Here is a 20896-nt window from a genome sequence, read left to right as displayed (position 1 = left end):
CACGGCCCGCGAGCCGCTAGGCGACCGGTCGGCGCCACAAGGAGAGACGTGCGACCTTCGGGCAGCTGGACGGGTAACTGGCGGATCGCGTTGCCGGTGGCGGGAGGCGCCGTAGTCCTCGGACTGGGCGGCCTCTACGGTGCCGGACTCGCGGTCGGCGGCGACATCGCCTCCGGCACGCAGGTCCGGGGCGTGGACATCGGCGGCATGAGCCGCGCGGAGGCGGAGCGCACGCTGGCACGGGAGCTGGGGCCGCGCGCCGCCGCCCCCCTCGCGGCGGGCGTCGGCGACCGCGTCGAGCAGGTCGCCCCCGCCTCCCTCGGGCTGTCCCTCGACACCGCCGCGACCGCCGACCGTGCCGCCCGTACGGGCTACGGGCCGGTCGGCGTCATCGGCAGGCTCTTCGCCTCAGGCGACCCGGACGTCGAGCCCGTGATCCGGATGGACGAGAAGACCGCCCGCGCCGGGGTCGAGCGGCTCCGCGCGAGCACCGAGCAGCAGGTCCGCGACGGGTCCATAGCCTTCGCCGCCGGCAGGCCCGAGGTGGTCACCGCACAGACCGGCGTCACCCTGCTCCGGGACCCGGCCCTCGACACCCTCCGGGACGCCTACCTGCAGCCCCGCCCGGACGGCAGCCCGGTCGCGCTGCCGGTCCGGCGCACCGAGCCGCGCGTGGGAGCGGCCGAGACCGGACGGGCCCTGCGCGAGTTCGCGGAGCCTGCGGTGTCCCGCCCCGTCACCCTCACCGTGGCCGACACGCGCATACCCGTGAGCCCCGTCGTCCTCGGCGAGCACCTGAAGATGAAGGCCGACACCGACGGCCGCCTGGCGCCGGCCCTGGACTCCGACGGCCTGCTCGCCGACCCCGCCGTGGCCACCCCCCTCGGGGAGGCCGTCGAGCCGCCGCGCGACGCCGTGCTCGGCGTCGCGTCGGACGGCCGCGTGGTGGTCAAGGAGCCCAGCCGCGCCGGGCACCAGGTCACCAAGGAGGCCCTCGGGCGGGCCGTGATGCCCCTGCTCACCCGCTCGGGCGCCGACCGGAGCGCCGTGGTGGCCACCACGGCCGTCCAGCCGGACCTCACCGACGCCGAGGCGCGCCGCCTCGGCATCAAGGAGAAGCTCTCCTCCTTCACCGTCGAGTTCCCGGCCGCCCCGTACCGGTCCACCAACATCGGCCGCGCCGTGGAGCTGATCAACGGCTCCGTGGCCATGCCGGGGCGGGAGTGGAGCTTCAACCGCACGGTCGGCGAGCGCACCAAGGAGAACGGCTTCGTCGACGGCATCATGATCAATGACGGCCAGTACGTGAAGTCCCCCGGCGGCGGCGTCTCCGCGGTCGCCACCACCATGTTCAACGCCATGTTCTTCGCCGGCCTCAAGCCCGTCGAGTACGGGGCGCACTCCTTCTACATCGAGCGCTACCCGGAGGGCCGGGAGGCCACCGTCGCCTGGGGCAGCCTCGACCTGCGCTGGCTCAACGACTCCGGCCACCCCGTCTACGTGAAGGCCGAGTCGACCGACACCTCGCTGACGATCACCCTCCTGGGCACGAAGAAGTACGACGAGATACGCGCGACCAAGGGTCCGCGCACCCACGTCACCCCGCCCGCCAAGCGCACGGGCACCGGCCCGAAGTGCGAGGTCCAGACGCCCCTGGAGGGCTTCGACGTCACCGTCGGCCGGATCTTCGTCAAGGACGGCCAGGAGGTCAGGCGCGAGGAGCACACCACCCACTACACCCCGCGCGACGAGGTCACCTGCGAGCCCGAGACCGCGCCCGGGACCCCGCCCGCCACGGCGCCGAGCGGCGCCCCGGCGGCGGCCGCGGCGGCCGGCCCCGAGGTCCCCGCGCAGGGCCGGTAGGAGGAAAGAAGGGGTCACCTGAGGTGACCGGCGGAACGCGCCGTGCGCCCGTCGGGCGCCACGGACCGCCGGAAGTGCTACAACTGGGGACGTGACCCCTCCTCGCAACCCGTACCGGGCAGTTCGGTGCGGTCACCCCTGAGCAAGGGATTCAAGAGCGTCGCCGGACAGGTGTTCGTCCTTCAGGTGGCGATCGTGGTGTTGCTCGCCACCGGAGCGCTGCTCGCGCTGCTCCTGCAGTCCCGCCACGACGTCGAGCGGGAGGCGCGCAACCGGTCGATCGCCGTCGCCGAGACCTTCGCCCACTCCCCCGACCTGCAGGAAGCGCTGCGGACGCCCGACCCGTCCGCCGTCCTGCAGCCCCTCGCCGAGGCCACCCGCAAGGCCGCCGGGGTGGACTTCATCGTGGCGATGGACACCAAGGGGATCCGGTACAGCCATCCCCAGCCGGACCGCATCGGCAAGCGTTTCGTCGGCACCATCGAGCCCTCGCTCGCCGGCCGGGTGCACACCGAGAGCGTCGAGGGTCCGCTGGGCAAGGAGATCCAGGCGGTGGTGCCGGTCACCGCGCCGGACGGCCGGGTCGTCGCGCTGGTGTCCGCGGGCCTGACCGTCGAGCACGTCACCGGTGTCCTCGACCGCCAGTTCCCGGTCATCCTCCTGGCCATCGCGACCGGTCTGGCCCTGTCCACCGCCGGCGCGGCCCTGATCAGCCGCCGCCTGCGCCGGCAGACCCATGGGCTCGGCCCGCAGGAGATGACCCGGATGTACGAGCACCACGACGCGGTGCTCCACGCCGTCCGCGAAGGGGTGCTGATCACCGACGGCGAAGGGCGGCTGGTCCTGGCGAACGACGAGGCCAAGCGGCTGCTCGGGCTGCCCGTGGGGGCCGAGGGCCGCCACATCGGGGACGTACCGGGTCTGGACAGCCGGATGGCCTCCCTGCTGCTGTCCGGCCGGGTGGCCACCGACGAGGTGCTGGAGACCGGGGACCGGCTGCTCGTGGTCAACCAGCGGCCCACCCACCCGCGGGGCCGGCCGGAGGGCGCCGCCATCACCATCCGCGACTCCACCGACATGCAGATCCTCACCGGCCGCGCCGAGACGGCCCGCAGGCGCCTCAAACTGCTGTACGACGCCGGTGGCGACATCGGCACCACCCTCGACGTGACGCGGACCGCCCAGGAGCTCGCCGACGTCGCCGTGCCCCGGTTCGCGGACTTCGTCACGGTCGACCTGGCCAACCCGGTGCTCGACGGCGACGAGCCCGGTACCGGCGCCGAGATGCGGCGCACCGCGGTCAGCGGCATCCGCCCCGACCACCCCCTGTACCCCCAGGACCGGCTGATCGAGTTCAAGCCCTCCACCCCGCAGGCGCGCGGCTTCGGCACCGGCGAGGCGGAGCTGGTGCCCGACCTGGCCAACGCCCCCGGCTGGCACGCCCAGGACCCCGGGAGGGCCACGGCCATCGTCGAGTACGGGATCCACTCGCTCATCGCGGCCCCGCTCAAGGCCAGGGGCGTGGTCCTCGGCGTCGTCAACTTCTGGCGGTCCGGCAAGCCGGAGCCCTTCGACGAGGACGACGTGTCGCTGGCCGAGGAACTCGTCGCCCGCGCCGCCGTCGCCATGGACAACGCCCGCCGCTACACCCGCGAGCACACCCTCGCCGTCACCCTGCAGCGCAGCCTGCTGCCGCGCGCCCTGCCCGAGCAGAGCGCCGTGGACGCGGCGCACGCCTACCTGCCCGCGCAGTCGGGGGTGGGCGGGGACTGGTTCGACGTGATCCCGCTGCCGGGCGGCCGGGTCGCCCTGGTCGTCGGGGACGTCGTCGGGCACGGCCTGCACGCCGCGGCCACCATGGGGCGGCTGCGTACGGCGGTGCACAACTTCACCTCGCTCGACCTGCCCCCCGACGAGATCCTCGCCCGCCTCGACGACCTCGTACAGCGCATCGACCACGACGACGGCACCGACACGGACGGCGGCGTGCTCGGCGCGACCTGCCTGTACGCCGTCTACGACCCGGTGTCCCGCACCTGCGCCCTGTCGCGGGCCGGGCACCTGCCGCCGCTGGTGGTCGCCCCGGACGGCACCACCGACTTCGTCGACCTGCCGGCCGGTCCCCCGCTCGGGCTGGGCGGCATGCCCTTCGAGACCGCCGAGCTGATCCTGGCGGAGGGCAGCCAGCTCGTCCTGTACACGGACGGCCTGGTCGAGCAGCGGACCCGGGACATCGGCGAGGGGCTGGAGCTGCTGCGCACGGCGCTGAGCCACCCCGGCCGGGACCCCCAGGAGAGCTGCCGGGCCGTTCTCGCCGCGATGCTGCCGAACCGGCCGACCGACGACGTGGCGCTGCTCATCGCCCGGACCCGGGTCCTCGGCCCCGATCGGGTCGCGCAGTGGGACGTGCCGTTCCAGCCGAGCGGGGTCGGCGTCGTCCGCAACCTTGCCGCGGCGAAGCTCGACGAGTGGGGGCTGGAGGAGCTCGCCTTCACCACGGAGCTCATCCTCAGCGAACTGATCACCAACGCGGTCCGGCACGGCAGCGCGCCGGTCCGGGTCCGGCTGCTCCACGACCACGTGCTGACCTGCGAGGTGTGGGACGGCAGCAGCACCGCCCCGCACCTGCGGTACGCCGCCACCACGGACGAGGGCGGGCGCGGGCTGTTCCTGGTGGCGCAGCTCAGCGAGCACTGGGGCACCCGGTACACCCCCGAGGGCAAGGTCATCTGGGCGGAGCAGGTGCTGCCCAGCGCCCCGGGCGGCGTACCTCCGGAGGTCGGCGGGGAGCCCGGACCGTAACGTGAACGCGTGCGCCCGACGCGCCCCATATCCGTCTCCCTGACCGCGGTCGCCGTGTGGTGCGCGAGCGCGGCGCCCGGTTGCGCACCGCCTCCGCAGCACCCCCGGGTGCCGGTACGGGTCGCCGCGCCGGTGCTCGCGGCGGAGGTCACGGACGTGCCCGCGGAGAAGCTGGGCGCGAGCCTCCGGGCCGGGTGCCCGGTACCGGCGGAGGGGCTGCGGCTGATCCGGATGAACCACTGGGGCTTCGACGGCAAGGTCCACCGCGGGGAGCTGATCGCCCACCGCGACGCGGTCGAGCCGCTGCTGTACGCCTTCGGCCGGGCCTTCGACGCCCGTTTCCCGATCCGGCGGATGCGCGTGGCGGCCGAGTACCGCGGCGACGACCGCGCGGCCATGGCCGACGACAACAGCTCGGCCTTCAACTGCCGGCCGGTGACCGGGGACACCGGAAAGCTGTCGCGGCACTCGTGGGGCCTGGCCGTGGACATCAACCCGGTCGAGAACCCGTACGTGGACGTCCGCGGGGAGGTCCACCCGGCGGCGGGCCGGGCCTACCTGCGGCGCACCCCCCTCCGCCCCGGGATGATCGCGGAGGACGGCGTCGTCGCCACCGCGTTCCGGCGCGTCGGCTGGCACTGGGGCGGCGACTGGTCGAACCCGGACTACCAGCACTTCTCGTCCGACGGCGGGTAGGCGGGCGCCCGACGGCCGGTGCACGGTGGACGGGCCCCGCCGACCCGGTGATCGGCGGGGCCCGTCGGGGTGCGAGCCCGGGGCGCGGGCGGCTGTGACTTCTCCCACCTCCTCTTGCCCGGGGAACGAAGGGTTACCTAAGTTCCCTCTCATGGCTCCTTCTCCCCCCACTCCCGCCACCGGCCCGGACGAGTCCGGACTGGTCGGCTTCGCCGTCGACCTCACCTCCCACGAGGCGCTCCGGCGGGTCCACGTCCTGGAGGCCATCGGCCCCGACTGGGACCCGATCGAGGTGTTGCGCGGCGAGGAGGAGGCGTACGACCTGCTGTATTCCGGGCTCGACGCGGAGCAGCAGCGGCTGCACGACGAGCTCGTCGAAGCCGGGGTACTGCCTCGGCGCGGGGGCGGCCGTGCTGCCGCTTGATCCGCAGGCCGACATCGGGCGCCGCGCCTGGGCGGCCTGCCCGAAGTGCGACGACAGTCGTGGCTGCGAGCCGTGCGGGCAGCGCCGTACGTGCTCCGACCACTGGCGCTACATGCTGTCCAACACCGGCAGCCTGCTGCACCTCCAGTGCCCCTCGTGCACCCATGTCTGGGTGCACGAGAGCGGCTTCGGCGCCACCCGTTCCCTGTGGGACCGGGTCGTCAGCGGCTGGTCGCGCCACTGAGAGCGACCCGCGTCCCTCCCGCCCCGAGATGTGCGCCCTGCCGAACCGGGTCATCATGACGAAAGGCCGGCGGGCCCCGCTTACGGCCCCGGCACCGGAGGGAGGCGGAGCATGGAGCTGGACGAGTCGGGCCGAGCCTGGGCCGCCATCGCCGGCGTCGTCGCCGTCATCCTCGCGAATCTGGTGGCGATCATCCTGATGAACGTCCTCGGACGCTAGCGCGCAGCCGCCTCCGGGCAGCCGGTCAGCGCATACGGGGAAGGCGCAGGCTGAGCAGGGCGGTCAGGGCGATCAGGCCGAGCTGCACCAGCAGGGTGGTGCACACCGCCGCGCGCAGGCCCGCCGTCGGGGCCAGGGCGAGGAAGAGGCTCCCCAGCGTGGCGACGCCGAGCGCCAGGGAGGACTGCTGAGCGGTGATCATGACGCCGCTGCCCACCCCGGCACGGTCGGCGGGGACGTCCGAGAGCATCAGGCGCATCAGCACGGGCAGTTGGAGGCCCTGGCCCAGGCCCGCCAGGGCGACGCCGGGAGCCAGCGCGGCAAGGCCGACGTGCGGCCAGCCGTACCAGAGGGCGGCCAGCAGGAGGCCGATGCCGACCGCCTGGATGATGCCGCCGGCGGTGACGACCCGCGTGCCGAAGCGGCCGACCAGGCGCGGGCCGGCCAGGGAGGCCGCGAAGAAGGACAGGGCCATCGGTACGAGCGCCAGCCCCGCCGTCACCGGGCCCATGCCCAGGCCCTGCTGGAAGGCCACCGCGAGGACGAACATGAAGCCGCTGAACCCGACCGAGAAGGGCAGCAGGAGCACCAGGCCGCGCCGCAGCGACTCCAGCCGCAGCAGGCTCGGCGGCACCAGCGGGGTGCGCCCGCGGCGGTCGGCCCGGCGCTCGGTGAGGTAGAACGCCGCGGCGGCCACGGGGAACACCCCGAGCGAGACCCACGTCCACAACGGCCAGCCGGCGGCCCGGCCTTCGGTCAGCGGCAGCAGCAGCGAGACCAGCGACAGCGCGAGCAGGAGGGTGCCGGGCACGTCCACGGCGGCGGGCCGGCCGGCGCGGGTGTCCGGGACGCTGCGCACGGCCAGGACCAGCCCCAGGAGCACCACGGGCACGTTGACCAGGAACACGGCGCGCCAGCCCGTCCCGGCAAGGTCCGCGGCGACCAGGACGCCGCCGAGGATCTGCCCGGCGACCATGGACAGGCCCGCGGTGGCCCCGTACAGGCTCATGGCCCGGGCTCGGCGCGGGCCCTCGGTGGTGGCCTGGATGGTGGCGAGCACCTGCGGCAGCATGAGCGCGGAGGCCGCGCCCTGGGCCACCCGGGCGGCGACCAGGGTCCAGGCGTTCGGGGCGAGGCCGCAGGCGAGCGAGGTGACGCCGAAGGCGGCCATGCCGACGAGGAAGAGCCGGCGGCGGCCGAAGGTGTCGCCGACGCGCCCGCCGAGGACCAGGAGGACGGCGTAGGCGACGCCGTACCCGCCGACGACCAGTTCCAGCAGGGCGGGTCCGGCGGCGAGGTCGTGCTCGATGGACGGCAGCGCGACGTTGACGATGAAGAAGTCGATCAGGGGCAGGGCCGCTCCCAGCAGCACGGTGAACAGGCCGAGGCCGCCCAGGTGCGGGGCGGCGGTCCCGGCGGCGGGGCCCGGGGGTGCGGGGGTGGGGCGTACGGAGGTCTGGGTCACCCTTGGACCCTCGCCCGGCCGCCGGACGGGTACCAGAGTGTCCTTATCCGGGTACCGGCACTACCTGGCAACAGGATGGGCGGTGCGGCAGGCTGGGGCCATGACCACTGTGGCTCCCGATAGCGACGTCCGCCGGCACGAACTGGCCGAATTCCTGCGCAGCCGCCGCGAGCGGATCGCCCCCGAGCAGGTCGGACTGGTGCGCGGACAGCGCCGGCGGACCCCGGGGCTGCGCCGTGAGGAGGTCGCCCACCTGTCGTCGGTGGGCGTGACCTGGTACACGTGGCTGGAGCAGGCGCGCGACATCCACGTGTCGGCGCAGGTACTGGACGCGGTCGCGCGGGCACTGCTGCTCGACGTGAGCGAGCGGTCCCACCTGTTCGCACTGGCCGGGAGCCTGGACCCGGCGCCGCCGGCGCAGTGCCCCAGCGTGACGCCGGCCGTGCGGGCCATGCTCGACCAGCTGGGCCCCATTCCGGCGTGCGTGCAGAACAGCCGGTACGACATCCTCGCGTACAACGCCACGTACGGGCGGCTGCTCGGGAACCTGGACGACAAGCGGCCGGAGGACCTCAACTGCATGTGGCTCGCCTTCACGGATCCGCAGTGGCGGGCGGCGGTGGTGGACCTGCCGGCCACGCACCGGGTCATGGCGGCGAAGTTCCGGGCGGCGATGGCCGAGCACCTCGGGGAGCCCGCGTGGCGGACGCTCCTGGACCGCTTGGTGGGCGTGTCGGCGGAGTTCCGGGAGGTGTGGGCCCGCCACGAGGTGGTGGGGCAGGGCACGAAGTCGAAGGACATCCGCAACGCGCACGTGGGCCTGCTGCGCCTGGAGCACACCAACCTGTGGCTCGGGCCGGGGGCCGGGCCGCGGCTGGTGTCGTACGTACCGCGTGACCAGGAGACCCGGGAACGGCTGGAGCAGTTGGAGCGGCTGGCGGAACCGTCCGCCGCCGGGGTGCCGGTCTCCGTCTGACGGGCGCGCGCACGGGCTCGGGCTCGGGCTCGGGGCACGCGTCTGCGACACGCCGCTTTCCGGGCCCGCCACCCGGGGGAAAACGCGCATCAGGCCCGGTTCGGGACCGACCGCGGCGTACCCGGGCTGGTTGGCTGTGCCGACGCAGTACTTCGTGACGGTCCAGTCGAGCGAGACCCCGTCGACCTGAGCGCCGGTGCAGCCGCGACGCCCGACGCTCCGACGCCCCGGCGCGAACAGTCGTACGAATCCTGGAGCGCCGCGTACACATGAGCAGCACCCCCGCCGCCGTTTCCCGCCAGGAGTTCGACGCCCTCTTCGAGGCGGTCCGCACCTGGGGCCGGTGGGACCCGGCCGACCGCGGCGCCTGGAACCGGGTGACGGCGGCCCACGTGCAGCGGGCCGCCGCCCTGATCCGGTCCGGCACGGTCGTCCCGATGGGGCGGCCCTGGGACACCCTGCCCGGACCGGACAACGCGAGGCCCGCGTTGCACTACATGTCCGACCTCGGCGACGTGGAGGCCCCGGAGCCCTCCGCCTTCAAGGACTTCCTCGCGGTGGACTATCACGGCAAGGGCGTGAGCCATCTCGACGCACTGTCACACATCGCCTACCGAGGGCAGCTCTACGACGGCTGCCCGGCGCGCGAGGCCATCGATGCCGGGGGTGCCCGCTTCGGCGCCGTGTCGGCGCTCGGCCCCCTGGTCACCAGGGGCGTGCTCCTCGATCTCCCCGCCGCGCTCGGGGTCGAATGGCTGGAGCCCGGGCATGCGGTGCACGCGCACGACGTCGTCGCCGCGGAGCGGGCCCTCGACGTGACGATCGGGGACGGCGACGCGGTGCTGCTGCGCTCCGGCCGCTTCCGGCGACGCCGGGAGATCGGCCCCTGGGACCCCGGCGCGGCGAGCGCGGGCTGGCATGTGGACGCCGTGCCGCTGCTGGCCGAACGGGCCATCGCCCTGCTCGGCGGCGACGGGGACAGCGACGTACGGCCCTCGCCCGTCGAGGGCCTGCACTCCCCCGTGCACGTGCTCGCCATCACGGCGATGGGGGTCCCACTGCTGGACAACCTCGACCTCGAAGCGCTCTCCGCCGCCTGCGCCGAGGCGGGCCGCTACGCGTTCATGCTCGTCGTGACGCCGCTGAACGTCCCCGGCGGGACCGGCTCGCCCGTCAACCCGGTCGCGGTCCTTTGATCGGCGGCCCGCCGGCCGCCGGCTCCCATGCTCATCTCGAAAATGGGAGGAATATACTCAAATCTGGCGATCGGGACCGTTCCGGTGAGGGAAGTGGTGCAGATGGGGGTGGTGGGAGACCGCATCGGCCCCGTGCGTTCCCGTGACCGATTCCTGCACGGCGAGTCGGTCGATTCGGTCGAGGGGAGCGTGAGAAGCCCGATCCTGAGCTCGTGGCAGCGGAGCCGACTGCTGGGGCTGTCGCCGGACCAGTCCGAGCTCCCCTTCACCCAGGACTTCGACGCGGACGGACGGATCGTCCGCGCCGCCGGGCCCGTGCTCGACCGGCTGCAATACATCTTCTCGGGCAGCCAGATGAACATCTGCCTCGCCGACGGACACGGCACGGTGCTCGAACGCCGCTTCGGAGAGAAGTCCATGGCCACGCGTCTCGCCGCGATCCAGACCCTCCCCGGGTTCGTGTTCGCCGAGCAGTACGCGGGGACGAACGGCATCGGCCTCACCCTCGCGGAACGGCGGCTCTGCCAGGTCTACGGCGCCGAGCACTTCGCCGAGCGGTCCCAGTCAAGTGCCTGTACCGCCATCCCCGTTCGCGACCAGCTCAGCGGACACATCGAGGGCGTCCTGTGCCTCGGCTACCCCTACGCCGACGCCGACCCGGCACTGATCCCCCTGGTACGCAGGGCGGCCGAAGCCATCGAACGACGGCTGATGGATCAGAGTTCGGCGCGCGAGCGCGGCCTGCTGCAGGCGTACCTCGACGCCGGGAGCCACACGCCGATCGGTGAGGGCGCGCGGAACGGGTACGTCCTCGGAATGGACGATCTGCTCCAGAGCGACCTGGACCAGAACGATCAGATGATCCTCAAGCAGAAGGCCACGGAGCTGATGTCCGCCGCCCAGCGGGCCGCCACCGAGGTCCCCCTCTCCCACGACCGGCGGATCACCCTCGTGAGCCGTCCCGTGACCAGCCTCTCCGGAGTGGAGGGCGTCGTCATCGAGGCGCTCCTCCCCGAGGACTCGGAGCGGCATGCCCCGGCCCCGACGAAGGTCCGCGCGGCCGGCGCACCGGGGGCCGGCGCACCGGGCCCCGGCGCGTCCACCGACGGCATGGTCAGGGGGCTGGTGCTGGTCGGCGAGCCCGAAGTGGGCAAGTACGCCGTCGCGGCACGACGGCGCCTGGAGCTGCTCGCCGAGGCCAGCAACCGCATCGGCACCACCCTGGACGTGAGCCGCACCGCCTGGGAACTCGCCGAGACGGCGGTTCCGCGCCTGGCCGACTTCGTCACCATCGATGTTCCCGAGGCCGTGCTGCGGGGCGAGGAGTCCGCCCACCCCACCACCGAAATGCACCGTACGGTCGTCCACGGCATCCGCGAGGACTGTCCCTTCTACCCGGTGGGCACCCACGTCAAGCTGAGCCCGACCACGCCCCACATGCGCAGTCTGGCCACCGGGCAGCCGGTACTGGAACCCGACCTGAAGGGCGCCTTCGGCTGGATCGCCCAGGACCCCGAGCACGCCGAACTGCTCCTCGCCCACAACGTCCACTCCCTCATCACCGTCCCCCTCCTCGCCCGCGGCGTCGTCCTGGGCATCGCCGGCTTCTACCGTTCACAGGACCCGGCCCCCTACGGTGACGACGACCGCTCCCTGGCCCAGGAACTCGCCGCCCGCGCCGCGCTGTGCATCGACAACGCCCGCCGCTACACCCGCGAACACACCCTCGCCCTGGCCCTGCAGCGCAGCCTGCTGCCGCGCGGGCTTCCCGAACAGGACGCCGTCGAGGTCGCCCACCGCTATCTGCCCGCCGAGTCCGGCGTGGGCGGCGACTGGTTCGACGTCATCCCCCTCTCGGGCACCCGCGTCGCCCTCCTCGTCGGCGATGTCGTCGGCCACGGACTGCACGCCGCCGCCACCATGGGCCGACTGCGCACCGCCGCCCGCACCTTCGCCGAACTGGAACTCTCCCCCGACGAGGTCCTCACCCACCTGGACAACCTCCTGGTGCGCCTCGACCGGGAGGAGGACGGGGACAACCCGGCCTTCGGCAGCACCGGCATCGTCGGCGCCACCTGCCTGTACGCCATCTACGACCCCACTTCGCAACGGTGCACCATGGCCCGCGCCGGCCACCCGCCGCCCGCGCTGGTCCGGCCCGACGGCACCGTGACCTTCCCCGACCTGCCCGCAGGACCGCCTCTCGGCCTGGGCGGGCTGCCCTTCGAATCGGCCGAGATCCACGTTCCCGAACACAGTCAGCTGGTGCTCTACACCGACGGGCTCGTCGAAGACCGCGACCGCGACATCGACGTGGCCCTCGACGAGCTGCGCCGCGTGCTCGCCCACCCGGGCCGCGCCCCCGAGGACACGTGCCAGGCGGTCCTCGACGCCGTGGCACCCGACCACCCCGCCGACGACATCGCGCTCCTGGTGGCCCGTACCAACGCCGTGTCCTCCGACCGGATCGCGACCTGGGAGCTGCCCTCCGACCCGGCCCTCGTCTCCGAGGTCCGGGCCGCCGCCGTTGCCCGGTTGAGCGGGTGGGGGCTGGACGAGTCCGCTTTCGCCACGGAGCTGCTGCTGAGCGAGCTGGTCACGAACGCGGTCCGCTACGGCACCGGGCCCATCCGGGTGCGTCTCATCCACGACCGCACCCTGATATGCGAGGTGTACGACGGCAGCAGCACCGCCCCGCGCATGCGCCATGCGGCCAGCACCGACGAGGGCGGGCGCGGCCTGTTCCTCGTCGCGCAGCTCGCCCAGACCTGGGGCACCCGTTACACCACCGACGGCAAGGTCATCTGGGCCGAGTGCGCCCTGGACGCGGCGTGACCTGTGACCGGCGCATTTCCGGCGCATTCCGGCGCATTCCGGCGGGGCAAATACCGGAGATATAGGGGCAGGTCGGCATAGAATCCCCCATGCAGTCGGGAAGAACTCGGAGGCCGACCCCCGGAGAAGTCTGTGCATGACGCTCCCGACACCTCAACGGGCCCGCCCTCCCGCTTGGGCGGGGATCCGCTCGTCCGCGTGCGCGGCCTCGGCAAACGGTTCGGCGGCACTCTCGCGTTGGCCTCGGTCGACCTCGACATCCACCGGGGCAGCATCCTCGCCCTGCTCGGCCCCAACGGCGCCGGGAAGTCCACCCTGATCAAGGTGCTCGCCGGCGTCCACCACGCCGACGAGGGCGAGGTGACGGTGGCCGGGCACCCGCTCGGCTCACACGGCGCCACCCGGAGCATGTCCTTCATCCACCAGGACCTCGGTCTCGTCGAGTGGATGACGGTCGCCGAGAACATCGCCCTGGGCACCGGCTACCCGCGCCGCTTCGGGCTGGTCTCCTGGCGGCAGACCCGGGAGCGCTGCGCGGACGCCCTGCGGATCGTCGCCGGGCACCTGGACGCCGACGCCCGGATCGCCGACCTCGCACCCGCCGAGCGCTCCCTGGTCGCGATCGCCCGCGCCCTGGCGACGCGCGCCGAGCTCATCGTCCTCGACGAGCCGACCGCCACCCTCCCCGCCGCGGACTGCGCGCGGCTGTTCGGCGTACTGCACGCCCTGCGGGACCGGGGGCACGGCATCCTCTACGTCAGCCACCGGCTCGACGAGGTGTACGAGGTCGCCGACACGTTCGCCGTCCTGCGGGACGGCCGCCTGGTCGAACGGGGTCCCCTCACCGGTTACAGCCCGGCCCGGCTGGTGCGCGCCATCGTGGGCCGCGAACCGGCCGTCCACGCGCCCGCCACCGTCCCCGCCGCCGGCCCTCCCCTCCTGAGTCTCGACGAGGTGCGGACCGCGTACTGCGGACCGGTGAGCCTGGACCTGCGGGCCGGCGAGATCCTGGGCATGGTGGGCCTGACCGGCGCCGGCCACATGGACCTGGGGCGCGCCCTCGCCGGAGCCCGGCCGGTCCTCGGCGGGAGGGTGCTGCTCGACGGCCGCCCGTACCACCCCCGTACGGTCTCCGCGGCCGTCGGCTCCGGCGTCGGCTTCGTGGCGGGCAACCGTCAGGAGGAGGGCTGCGCCGCCGAACTGACGGTGAGGGAGAACTTCCTGGCGAACCCGCGGGCGGCGGGTGTGCCCGCGTTGCGCTGGATCGGCCCGCGGCTCGAGCGCGCCGAGGCCACCGCCCTGATCGACCGGTTTTCGGTGCATCCCCGCGACAGCGAGGTCCCCATCGCCACCCTGTCCGGCGGCAACCAGCAGAAGGTCATGGTCGGCAGGTGGCTCCGCGGGAAGCTGCGCCTGCTCGTCCTCGAAGAGCCGACCGCCAGCGTGGACGTGGGCGCCAAGGCGACGATCTACCGGCTGCTCGACGACACGCTGGCCTCCGGCCTGGCCGTGCTGCTCATCTCCACGGACTTCGAAGAGGTCGCCACGGTGTGCCACCGCGCTCTGGTGTTCGTCCGCGGGACCGTGGGAGCCGAGCTGACCGGCGAAGCCCTCACGGTCACCGAACTCACCCGAACCGCCTCGGCCATGCCGCCCATCACCGGAACCGCGACGAGCCGATGACCAACCCTCCCCCGCCCCGGTCCCTGCCGGATCGACTGCACGGGCACCTCCTCGGCACCTACGGCCTGCTGGCGCTCGCCGCCCTGCTCTTCCTGGTCTTCTCCCTCTCGCTGCCGGGGACCTTCCCCACCCGGGACAACATCTCCTCCATCCTCTCCAACCAGTCGATCCCCGCCATCCTGGCGCTCGGCGCGACGATCCCCATCGCGACCGGCAAGTTCGACCTGTCCATCGGCTACGGGCTGGGCCTCGCGCACGTCATGGTGATGCAGCTCATCGTCAACGAGGGCTGGCCCTGGCCCCTCGCCTGCCTCGCGGTGCTCTGCGGAGGGGTGGTGGTCGGCGCTCTCAACGGCGTCATCGTCGAGTTCGGGCAGATCGACTCCTTCATCGCCACGCTCGGCACCGGCAGCATGATGTACGCCTGCACCGGCTGGATCACCGACGGCACCCGGATCGTGCCGGGGCCGCAGGGCCTGCCGGCCTCGTTCACCGACCTCTACGCCTCCACCTTCCTCGGCCTGCCGCTCCCCGCCTTCTACGTCCTCGCCGTCGCGGCCGTGCTCTGGGTGGTGCTGGAGCGGCTGCCGCTCGGCCGGTACCTGTACGTCATCGGCTCCAGCCCGCGCGCCGCCGGCATCATCGGCATCCCCACCCGCACCTACTCCGTCTACGCCTTCGCCGGATCGGGCCTGGTCGTCGGCTTCGCCGGTGTCCTGCTCGCCGCCCAGCAGCAGATCGGCAACCCCAGCGTCGGGCTGGACTACCTGCTGCCCGCCTTCGTCGGCGCCCTGCTCGGGTCGACCACGATCAGGCCCGGCCGTGCCAACGCGCTCGGCACCCTGGTGGCCGTCGCCGTCCTCGCCATCGGCCTCGCCGGGATCGGCCAGTTCGGCGCCCAGTTCTGGGCCACGCCGCTGTTCAACGGCGGCACCCTGCTCATCGCCGTCGGCCTGGCCGGCTACTCCGCCCGCCGCCGCCTGCGCGGCGGCACCTCCGCGTCCCGCCCGTCGCGCGCGGAGCCCCCGGCAGCGCCCGCGAAGGACCGCCCCCTGTAGACCACTTCGCACGCGCACCCGCGTCAGGAGCACCGTGTACTCGAACCGCAAGACCACCGTCACCGCCGCAGCCCTGCTCGCCGCAGCAGCCGCCCTGGTGGCCGGCTGCGAGAGCGGCCCGCCGACCGGCACCGGGCCGTCGAACGCCGGCTGCCCCGCCGTCCTCGCGAAGGCCGCAACGGCCGTTCGGCAGGCCGAGAGCACCGATGTGGCGTGGACCGGCCCCACCAGCGGCCCCCCGGCGGCTTCCGACAAGACCATCGTCTACGTCGCGCAGACCATGACCAACCCCGGCGTCGCGGGCGTGGCCAAGGGCGTCGAGGAGGCCGCGAAGGTGATCGGCTGGGACGTCCGGGTGATCGACGGAGAGGGTACCCCCGCCGGCATCCAGGCCGCGCTCAGCCAGGCGATCACCCTCAAGCCCTCGGGCATCGTCATCGGCGGCTTCGACCCCCGTCTGACCTCACAGCAGGTGGAGCGGGCGCGAGCGGCGCGGATCCCCCTCATCGGGTGGCACGCGGTGGATGCCCCCGGTCCGAGCGAGAACCCCGAGCTCTTCACCAACATCACCACCAGGGTGGAGGACGTGGCGAAGATCAGCGCGGATTGGATCATCGCCCGGTCCCAGGGTAGGGCCGGAGTCGTCCTCTTCACCGACGACTCGATCCCGTTCGCCAAGAACAAGGCCGAACTGATCAAGAAGGAACTCGCCGGCTGTTCCGGCGTACGGCTCCTGACGTACGAGAACATCCCGATCCCGGACGCGAGCAACCGCACCCCCCAGGCGGTCTCCTCCCTGGTGTCCCGCTTCCAGGACGAGTGGACGGACTCCGTCGCCATCAACGACCTCTACTTCGCCGACGCCGCCCCGGCCCTCCGCGCGGCCGGCAGGCCGGGCTCCGGACCACCCTTCAACATCGGCGCGGGCGACGGCGATCCCTCCGCCTTCCAGCGCATCAACAGCGGGCAGTTCCAGGCCGCCACCGTCCCCGAGCCGCTGTCCCAGCAGGGCTGGCAGATCATCGACGAATTCAACCGCGCGTTCGCCGGGCAGCCCGCCGGCGACTACGTCGCCCCGGTCCACATCGCCACGGCCGACAACAGCAGCGGCGCCACGTCCTGGGATCCGTCCGGCTACCGCGAGGCGTACCGGAAGATCTGGGGCAGGTGACGGCCTCGTACGCGGCGGGTTTCCGGTTCAGCCGCGGCGGCGGGCGGCCGGATCGCGCTCCGCCGCGTGTGCGGCGGCCGCGTCGGAGCCGGGCCGGTTCCCCGGGCCGGACTGTGCGAGGAGGCGCCGGAGCCAGCGGGTACGGGCGTCGCGTGCGTCCCGGCTGAGGGCCGCGTGCGGTGCCATGCCGTCGAAGCCGTGGTAGGCACCGGGCCATACGTGCAGTTCGGCCTGGCCGCCGGCCTGCCAGATGGCGTTCGCGTAGGCCACGTCCTCGTCCCGGAACATCTCGGCCGATCCGGCGTCGATGTAGGCCGGGGGGAGTCCGGAGAGGTCCGTGGCGCGGGAGGGGGCCGCGTAGGGCGGCAGGTCCGGGGCGCCGTAGCGGTCACCGAGCAGGGCCTTCCAGGCGGTCGCGTTGGAGGTGGCGTCCCACACGCCGAGCCCCGTCATCTGATGAGCGGAGAAGGTGCTGCCGCGGTCGTCGAGCATCGGGGACAGCAGCAGCTGCCCCAGTGCCCCGGGACCGCCGCGGTCACGGGCCAGCAGGGCGAGGGCCGCGGCGAGCCCGCCGCCGGCGCTCCTCCCTCCGATGATGATCCGGTCCGCGTCGATGCCCAGTTCGGCCGCGTGCCCGGCCGCCCAGAGGAGTCCGGCGTAGCAGTCCTCCAGCGGTTCCGGGTAGCGCGCCTGGGGCGCCAACCGGTACTCGACCGAGATGACGGCCAGTTCCAGCGGCAGGGCCCACTCGCGCAGGATCCGCGGCAGCACCGACCACGCGTTGCCCATGATCATCGCGCCTCCGTGCATGTAGTACAGGAGGGGCAGCGGCCCGACGAGCCCGGACGGCCGGGCGCTCACGAGCGTGACGTCCGGCCCGTCGGGCGGTCCCGGCACACGGAGCTCCGCCACCTCGAAACGGCCGCCGGCGCGGAGGTCCTCGGCCGTCGGCCTGGGCCGTGTCGTGGCATCCCGCTCTCGCCGGTCCTCAAGGTTCTCGGGGGTGATCGGCTCCCTCGGCTCCTTGCCCAAGGCCGCCAGCACGACGCCCAGTTCGGGGTCGAAGGGGGGCACTGCCTTCGGTGTCATACGGGGCATCCCATCACACCGCCGGCCGGCTCCGACGCCCGGCTTCCGGAGCGGCGCACCGCTCCGGGCGGGTTTGTATCGGGCGGGTATCAGGGAGCGCTTGGTTGTCCATCGGATCGGCCCGCAGCCCCATCTGTGCCATATCGTTCCTTTCAGGTCGCCGTCCGCGCGTGAGTGCCCACGGCGACCCGTACCCCACGCCCCTCCCCACAGGAGTCGTCTGCCCGTGTCCCCGTCCGCCCCGGCTCCGGCCCCTCCGCCACCTGTGCGCGTACTGCTGGTGGAGGACGACGATCTGATGCGCCGGTCCTTCACCGTGGCCCTCGAGCGCTACGGCTATCAGATGAAGGCCGCGGCCGACGGGCTGACGGGGCTGGAGCTCTTCCGCGAGGAGAGCTTCGACCTGCTCATCCTGGATGTGATGCTGCCGGGCCTGGACGGGATCGGCCTGTGCCGCAGGGTCCGGGAGACCAGCCTGGTGCCGGTCCTGATGATGTCCGCCCGCGGCGACGGGCTCGACGTCGTCGCAGGTCTGGAGGCCGGGGCGGACGACTACGTGGTCAAACCCGTGGACACGTACGTGCTCGTGGCCCGCATCCGTTCGCTGCTGCGGAGGGCGACCTACGCGCCCGTCCCGCAACCGGGGCCGGCCGCGGGCGACGGGCCGTCACCGTCCGGGGCTGAGCTGTTGGTCTTCGGGGACCTGACCATCGACACCGGCGGCCTGGAGGTGTCCGTATCGGGACGCCCGGTGGCGCTGACCCCGACCGAGCTGAAGCTGCTGTTGGAGTTCGCCGCGCACCCGGGCATCGTGCTGGAGCGGCACACCCTGCTGCGGGACGTGTGGGACTACGGCTGGGACGGTGACAGCCGGGTCGTGGACCTGTGCGTGCAGCGGCTGCGCGGCAAGCTGGGCCGGGACAGGATCGAGACGGTCCGCGGCTTCGGCTACAAGCTCAGGCGTTGAGGCCGGTGCGCTCGTTCCACCGGCCGCGGCCGGCCCGCGTGCCCCTGCGCTGGAGGATCGCCGCGCTGGCCGCGGCCACCGCCTGCCTGGTCGCGGCGGCGGTGGGCGTGCTGGTGCACGTATGGACCGCGCAGGACATCCGGAGCCGGGCCGAGGCACGGGCCTTCAACAGTTTGTACTCGGCGATGGACGTCTACCGGCGCACCGGAACCCTCGCGGACGGTGCCGAGCTCGATCCGGCCGGGCTGCCCGCCGCACTGCGGCACCCGGCCGACGGCGTCCGGCACACGGCCTACGACGCGCGCGTCGACGGGAACTCGGGCCCGACCGTCTGGGCCGCCCAGCGGGTCGACGGCCCGGACGGGCAGGTGCTGGCCGTTCAGATCAACATGAACCCGGAGCTGTACGGGCTGCGCCGGCTCGACGTGACCATGGTGGTGGCCTCGCTGATCGCACTCGCGGCGGCCACGCCCCTGGCGGTCTACGGAGCCGGGCTGCTCGGCCGCCGGCTGCGGCGGGTCTCCGAGACCGCGGTCCGGATCTCCGCCGGGGACCTGGACGCCCGCACCGGGCCGACCAAGGGCCGCGACGAGGTGGCCGACATCGCCGCCACAGTCGACCTCATGGCGGACAGCCTCAGCCGGCGGCTGCGCACCGAGCGGCAGTTCACGGCGGACGTGGCCCACGAGCTGCGTACGCCCGTGGGCGGTCTGCTGGCCGCCGCGGACCTGCTGCCGGCCGGTGAGACGGAGGACCTGCTCCGGGCCCGGGTGCGCGACCTGCGCGGCCTGGTCGAGGACCTGCTGGAGATCTCCCGGCTGGACGCCGGCGCCGAACAGCCGGTCCGCGCCCGTGTCCCGCTCGGGGCGGTCGTGTCCGAGGCCGTGACGCGTACCGGCTTCGACACCGAGGTCACCGTCGCCAACGCACCGGACGGCGAGGCCGCCCGGACCGTGGAGACCGACCCGCGCCGTCTCGAACGGATCGTCGGCAACCTCGTCGTCAACGCCCACCGGCACGGGGACACCCCGGTACAGGTCACCGTCGAGGGCCGCACGGTCGTCGTACGCGACCACGGCCCCGGCTTCCCCCCGGACCTGCTGCGCGACGGCCCGCGCCGCTTCCACACGGGCGGGACGGAGCGCGGCTCGGGCCACGGCCTCGGGCTGACCATCGCGCTGGGCCAGGCCGGGCTCCTCGGGGCCGAGCTGCGCCTGGACAACGCCCCGGACGGCGGCGCTGTCGCCACCCTGCGACTGCCGGCCTGACCTCTCGGCCGGCCGCCCGCCCGCCCGCTACAGAACTGCTACGCGGCGGAGCGGGGGCCGATACACGGCGGTCCAGGCTCCGATACCTTCCCCGGACACCCTTCGGAGTGCACCCTTCCGCACCCGAAGAGGAGTCCCCGTGACCGCCGTATCCCGTCATGAGCCCGACGCGCTCGCGCCGTACCCGACCCTCGGGACCGCGGCCGCCGTCACCGATCTGTCGAAGGTCTACGGCAGCGGCGACACCCGTGTCGTCGCCCTGGACCGTGTCAGCATCTCCTTCCGGGAGGGCGAGTTCACGGCGATCATGGGCCCCTCCGGCTGCGGCAAGTCCACCCTGATGCACTGCGCCGCCGGGCTCGACTCGTTCAGCTCCGGCTCCGCCCGCATCGGCACGACCGAACTGGGCACGCTGGGCGACCGACTGCTCACCCAGCTGCGCCGCGACCGGATCGGCTTCATCTTCCAGGCGTTCAACCTGCTGCCGACGCTGACCGCACTGGAGAACATCACGCTGCCGCTGACCATCGCCGGCCGCCGGCCCGACCGGCAGTGGCTGGACCGCGTGGTCTCGATGGTCGGCCTCTCCCAGCGGCTCGACCACCGGCCCGGCCAGCTGTCCGGCGGGCAGCAGCAGCGCGTCGCGGTGGCCCGGGCCCTGGTCTCCCGTCCCGCGATCATCTTCGGCGACGAACCCACCGGCAACCTCGACTCCCGAGCCGGGGCCGAGGTACTCGGCTTCCTGCGCGACTCGGTGCGCGCGCTGGGCCAGACCGTGGTCATGGTCACCCACGACCCCGTCGCCGCCGGCTACGCCGACCGCGTGGTCTTCCTGTCCGACGGCCGCCTGGTCGACGAGATGGCGCAGCCCACCCCGGACCGGGTGCTGGACCGGATGAAGGCGTTCGACACCCGCTCGCGCACGAGCTGACCAGCCCGC

General features: G+C 73.4%; 16 protein-coding genes. 14 read left to right on the top strand and 2 right to left on the bottom strand.

The window, feature by feature from the left end:
- Positions 1 to 48: 48 nt before the first annotated feature.
- The 5 genes from ACFWBN_RS14070 to ACFWBN_RS14050 all read left to right on the top strand — a co-directional run bounded on the left by ACFWBN_RS14070 (position 49) and on the right by ACFWBN_RS14050 (position 6029).
- Entirely contained in the window at positions 49 to 1863 is a 1815-nt protein-coding gene (locus ACFWBN_RS14070) for a VanW family protein (protein ID WP_385175803.1), read from the top strand.
- Positions 1864 to 1989: 126 nt separating this feature from the next.
- Positions 1990 to 4665 carry a SpoIIE family protein phosphatase gene (locus ACFWBN_RS14065; protein ID WP_385175800.1) on the top strand — a complete coding sequence of 892 codons (2676 nt, stop codon included), beginning with the start codon at positions 1990 to 1992 and terminating at the stop codon, positions 4663 to 4665.
- A gap of 9 nt (positions 4666 to 4674) precedes the next feature.
- On the top strand, positions 4675 to 5361 hold the full coding sequence (locus ACFWBN_RS14060; protein ID WP_385175797.1) for a M15 family metallopeptidase: 687 nt from the start codon (positions 4675 to 4677) through the stop codon (positions 5359 to 5361).
- A gap of 151 nt (positions 5362 to 5512) precedes the next feature.
- The gene (locus tag ACFWBN_RS14055; protein ID WP_385175794.1) at positions 5513 to 5785 is read left to right on the top strand and encodes a DUF6400 family protein; all 273 of its coding nucleotides are present in this window, start codon (positions 5513 to 5515) and stop codon (positions 5783 to 5785) included.
- On the top strand, positions 5772 to 6029 hold the full coding sequence (locus ACFWBN_RS14050) for a hypothetical protein (RefSeq protein ID WP_385175791.1): 258 nt from the start codon (positions 5772 to 5774) through the stop codon (positions 6027 to 6029). The genes ACFWBN_RS14055 and ACFWBN_RS14050 overlap by 14 nt, the downstream gene beginning before the upstream one ends.
- A gap of 244 nt (positions 6030 to 6273) precedes the next feature.
- Here ACFWBN_RS14050 and ACFWBN_RS14045 read toward each other — a convergent pair whose 3' ends face one another.
- Positions 6274 to 7713 carry an MFS transporter gene (locus ACFWBN_RS14045; RefSeq protein WP_385175788.1) on the bottom strand — a complete coding sequence of 480 codons (1440 nt, stop codon included), beginning with the start codon at positions 7711 to 7713 and terminating at the stop codon, positions 6274 to 6276.
- Between the two features lie 100 nt (positions 7714 to 7813).
- Between ACFWBN_RS14045 and ACFWBN_RS14040 the strand changes: the two genes are divergently transcribed.
- The 6 genes from ACFWBN_RS14040 (at position 7814) to ACFWBN_RS14015 (ending at position 16632) form a co-directional block, all read left to right on the top strand.
- Complete coding sequence (locus ACFWBN_RS14040) at positions 7814 to 8689, top strand: helix-turn-helix transcriptional regulator (protein WP_385175785.1); 876 nt, start codon at positions 7814 to 7816, stop codon at positions 8687 to 8689.
- A gap of 269 nt (positions 8690 to 8958) precedes the next feature.
- Complete coding sequence (locus ACFWBN_RS14035; protein ID WP_385175782.1) at positions 8959 to 9885, top strand: cyclase family protein; 927 nt, start codon at positions 8959 to 8961, stop codon at positions 9883 to 9885.
- 102 nt (positions 9886 to 9987) lie between these two features.
- Positions 9988 to 12720, top strand: a complete 2733-nt coding sequence (locus ACFWBN_RS14030; protein ID WP_385175779.1) for a SpoIIE family protein phosphatase — start codon at positions 9988 to 9990, stop codon at positions 12718 to 12720.
- A gap of 132 nt (positions 12721 to 12852) precedes the next feature.
- Positions 12853 to 14403 (top strand): sugar ABC transporter ATP-binding protein, encoded by a 1551-nt coding sequence (locus ACFWBN_RS14025; RefSeq protein WP_385175776.1) that lies wholly within the window; start codon positions 12853 to 12855, stop codon positions 14401 to 14403.
- Positions 14400 to 15461 carry an ABC transporter permease gene (locus ACFWBN_RS14020; protein ID WP_385175773.1) on the top strand — a complete coding sequence of 354 codons (1062 nt, stop codon included), beginning with the start codon at positions 14400 to 14402 and terminating at the stop codon, positions 15459 to 15461. Before ACFWBN_RS14025 ends, ACFWBN_RS14020 begins: the two co-directional genes overlap by 4 nt.
- Positions 15462 to 15495: 34 nt before the next feature.
- Entirely contained in the window at positions 15496 to 16632 is a 1137-nt protein-coding gene (locus ACFWBN_RS14015; RefSeq protein ID WP_385175770.1) for a substrate-binding domain-containing protein, read from the top strand.
- 27 nt (positions 16633 to 16659) lie between these two features.
- Here the strand turns inward: ACFWBN_RS14015 and ACFWBN_RS14010 are convergent, their stop codons facing one another.
- Entirely contained in the window at positions 16660 to 17721 is a 1062-nt protein-coding gene (locus tag ACFWBN_RS14010) for an alpha/beta hydrolase (RefSeq protein WP_385175767.1), read from the bottom strand.
- A gap of 226 nt (positions 17722 to 17947) precedes the next feature.
- Between ACFWBN_RS14010 and cseB the strand changes: the two genes are divergently transcribed.
- The 3 genes from cseB to ACFWBN_RS13995 all read left to right on the top strand — a co-directional run bounded on the left by cseB (position 17948) and on the right by ACFWBN_RS13995 (position 20887).
- Complete coding sequence (cseB, locus tag ACFWBN_RS14005) at positions 17948 to 18688, top strand: two-component system response regulator CseB (protein WP_385175764.1); 741 nt, start codon at positions 17948 to 17950, stop codon at positions 18686 to 18688.
- 5 nt (positions 18689 to 18693) lie between these two features.
- Complete coding sequence (locus tag ACFWBN_RS14000) at positions 18694 to 19956, top strand: ATP-binding protein (protein WP_385175762.1); 1263 nt, start codon at positions 18694 to 18696, stop codon at positions 19954 to 19956.
- A 139-nt stretch (positions 19957 to 20095) separates the two neighbouring features.
- Positions 20096 to 20887, top strand: coding sequence for an ABC transporter ATP-binding protein (locus ACFWBN_RS13995; protein ID WP_385175758.1), 792 nt, complete (start codon positions 20096 to 20098; stop codon positions 20885 to 20887).
- Positions 20888 to 20896: the final 9 nt, after the last annotated feature.

Origin of the sequence: Streptomyces sp. NPDC059989 (assembly GCF_042736975.1) — a bacterium.
Taxonomy (GTDB): Bacteria; Actinomycetota; Actinomycetes; order Streptomycetales; family Streptomycetaceae; genus Streptomyces.
This window is presented reverse-complemented; position numbering and strand designations above follow the sequence as displayed.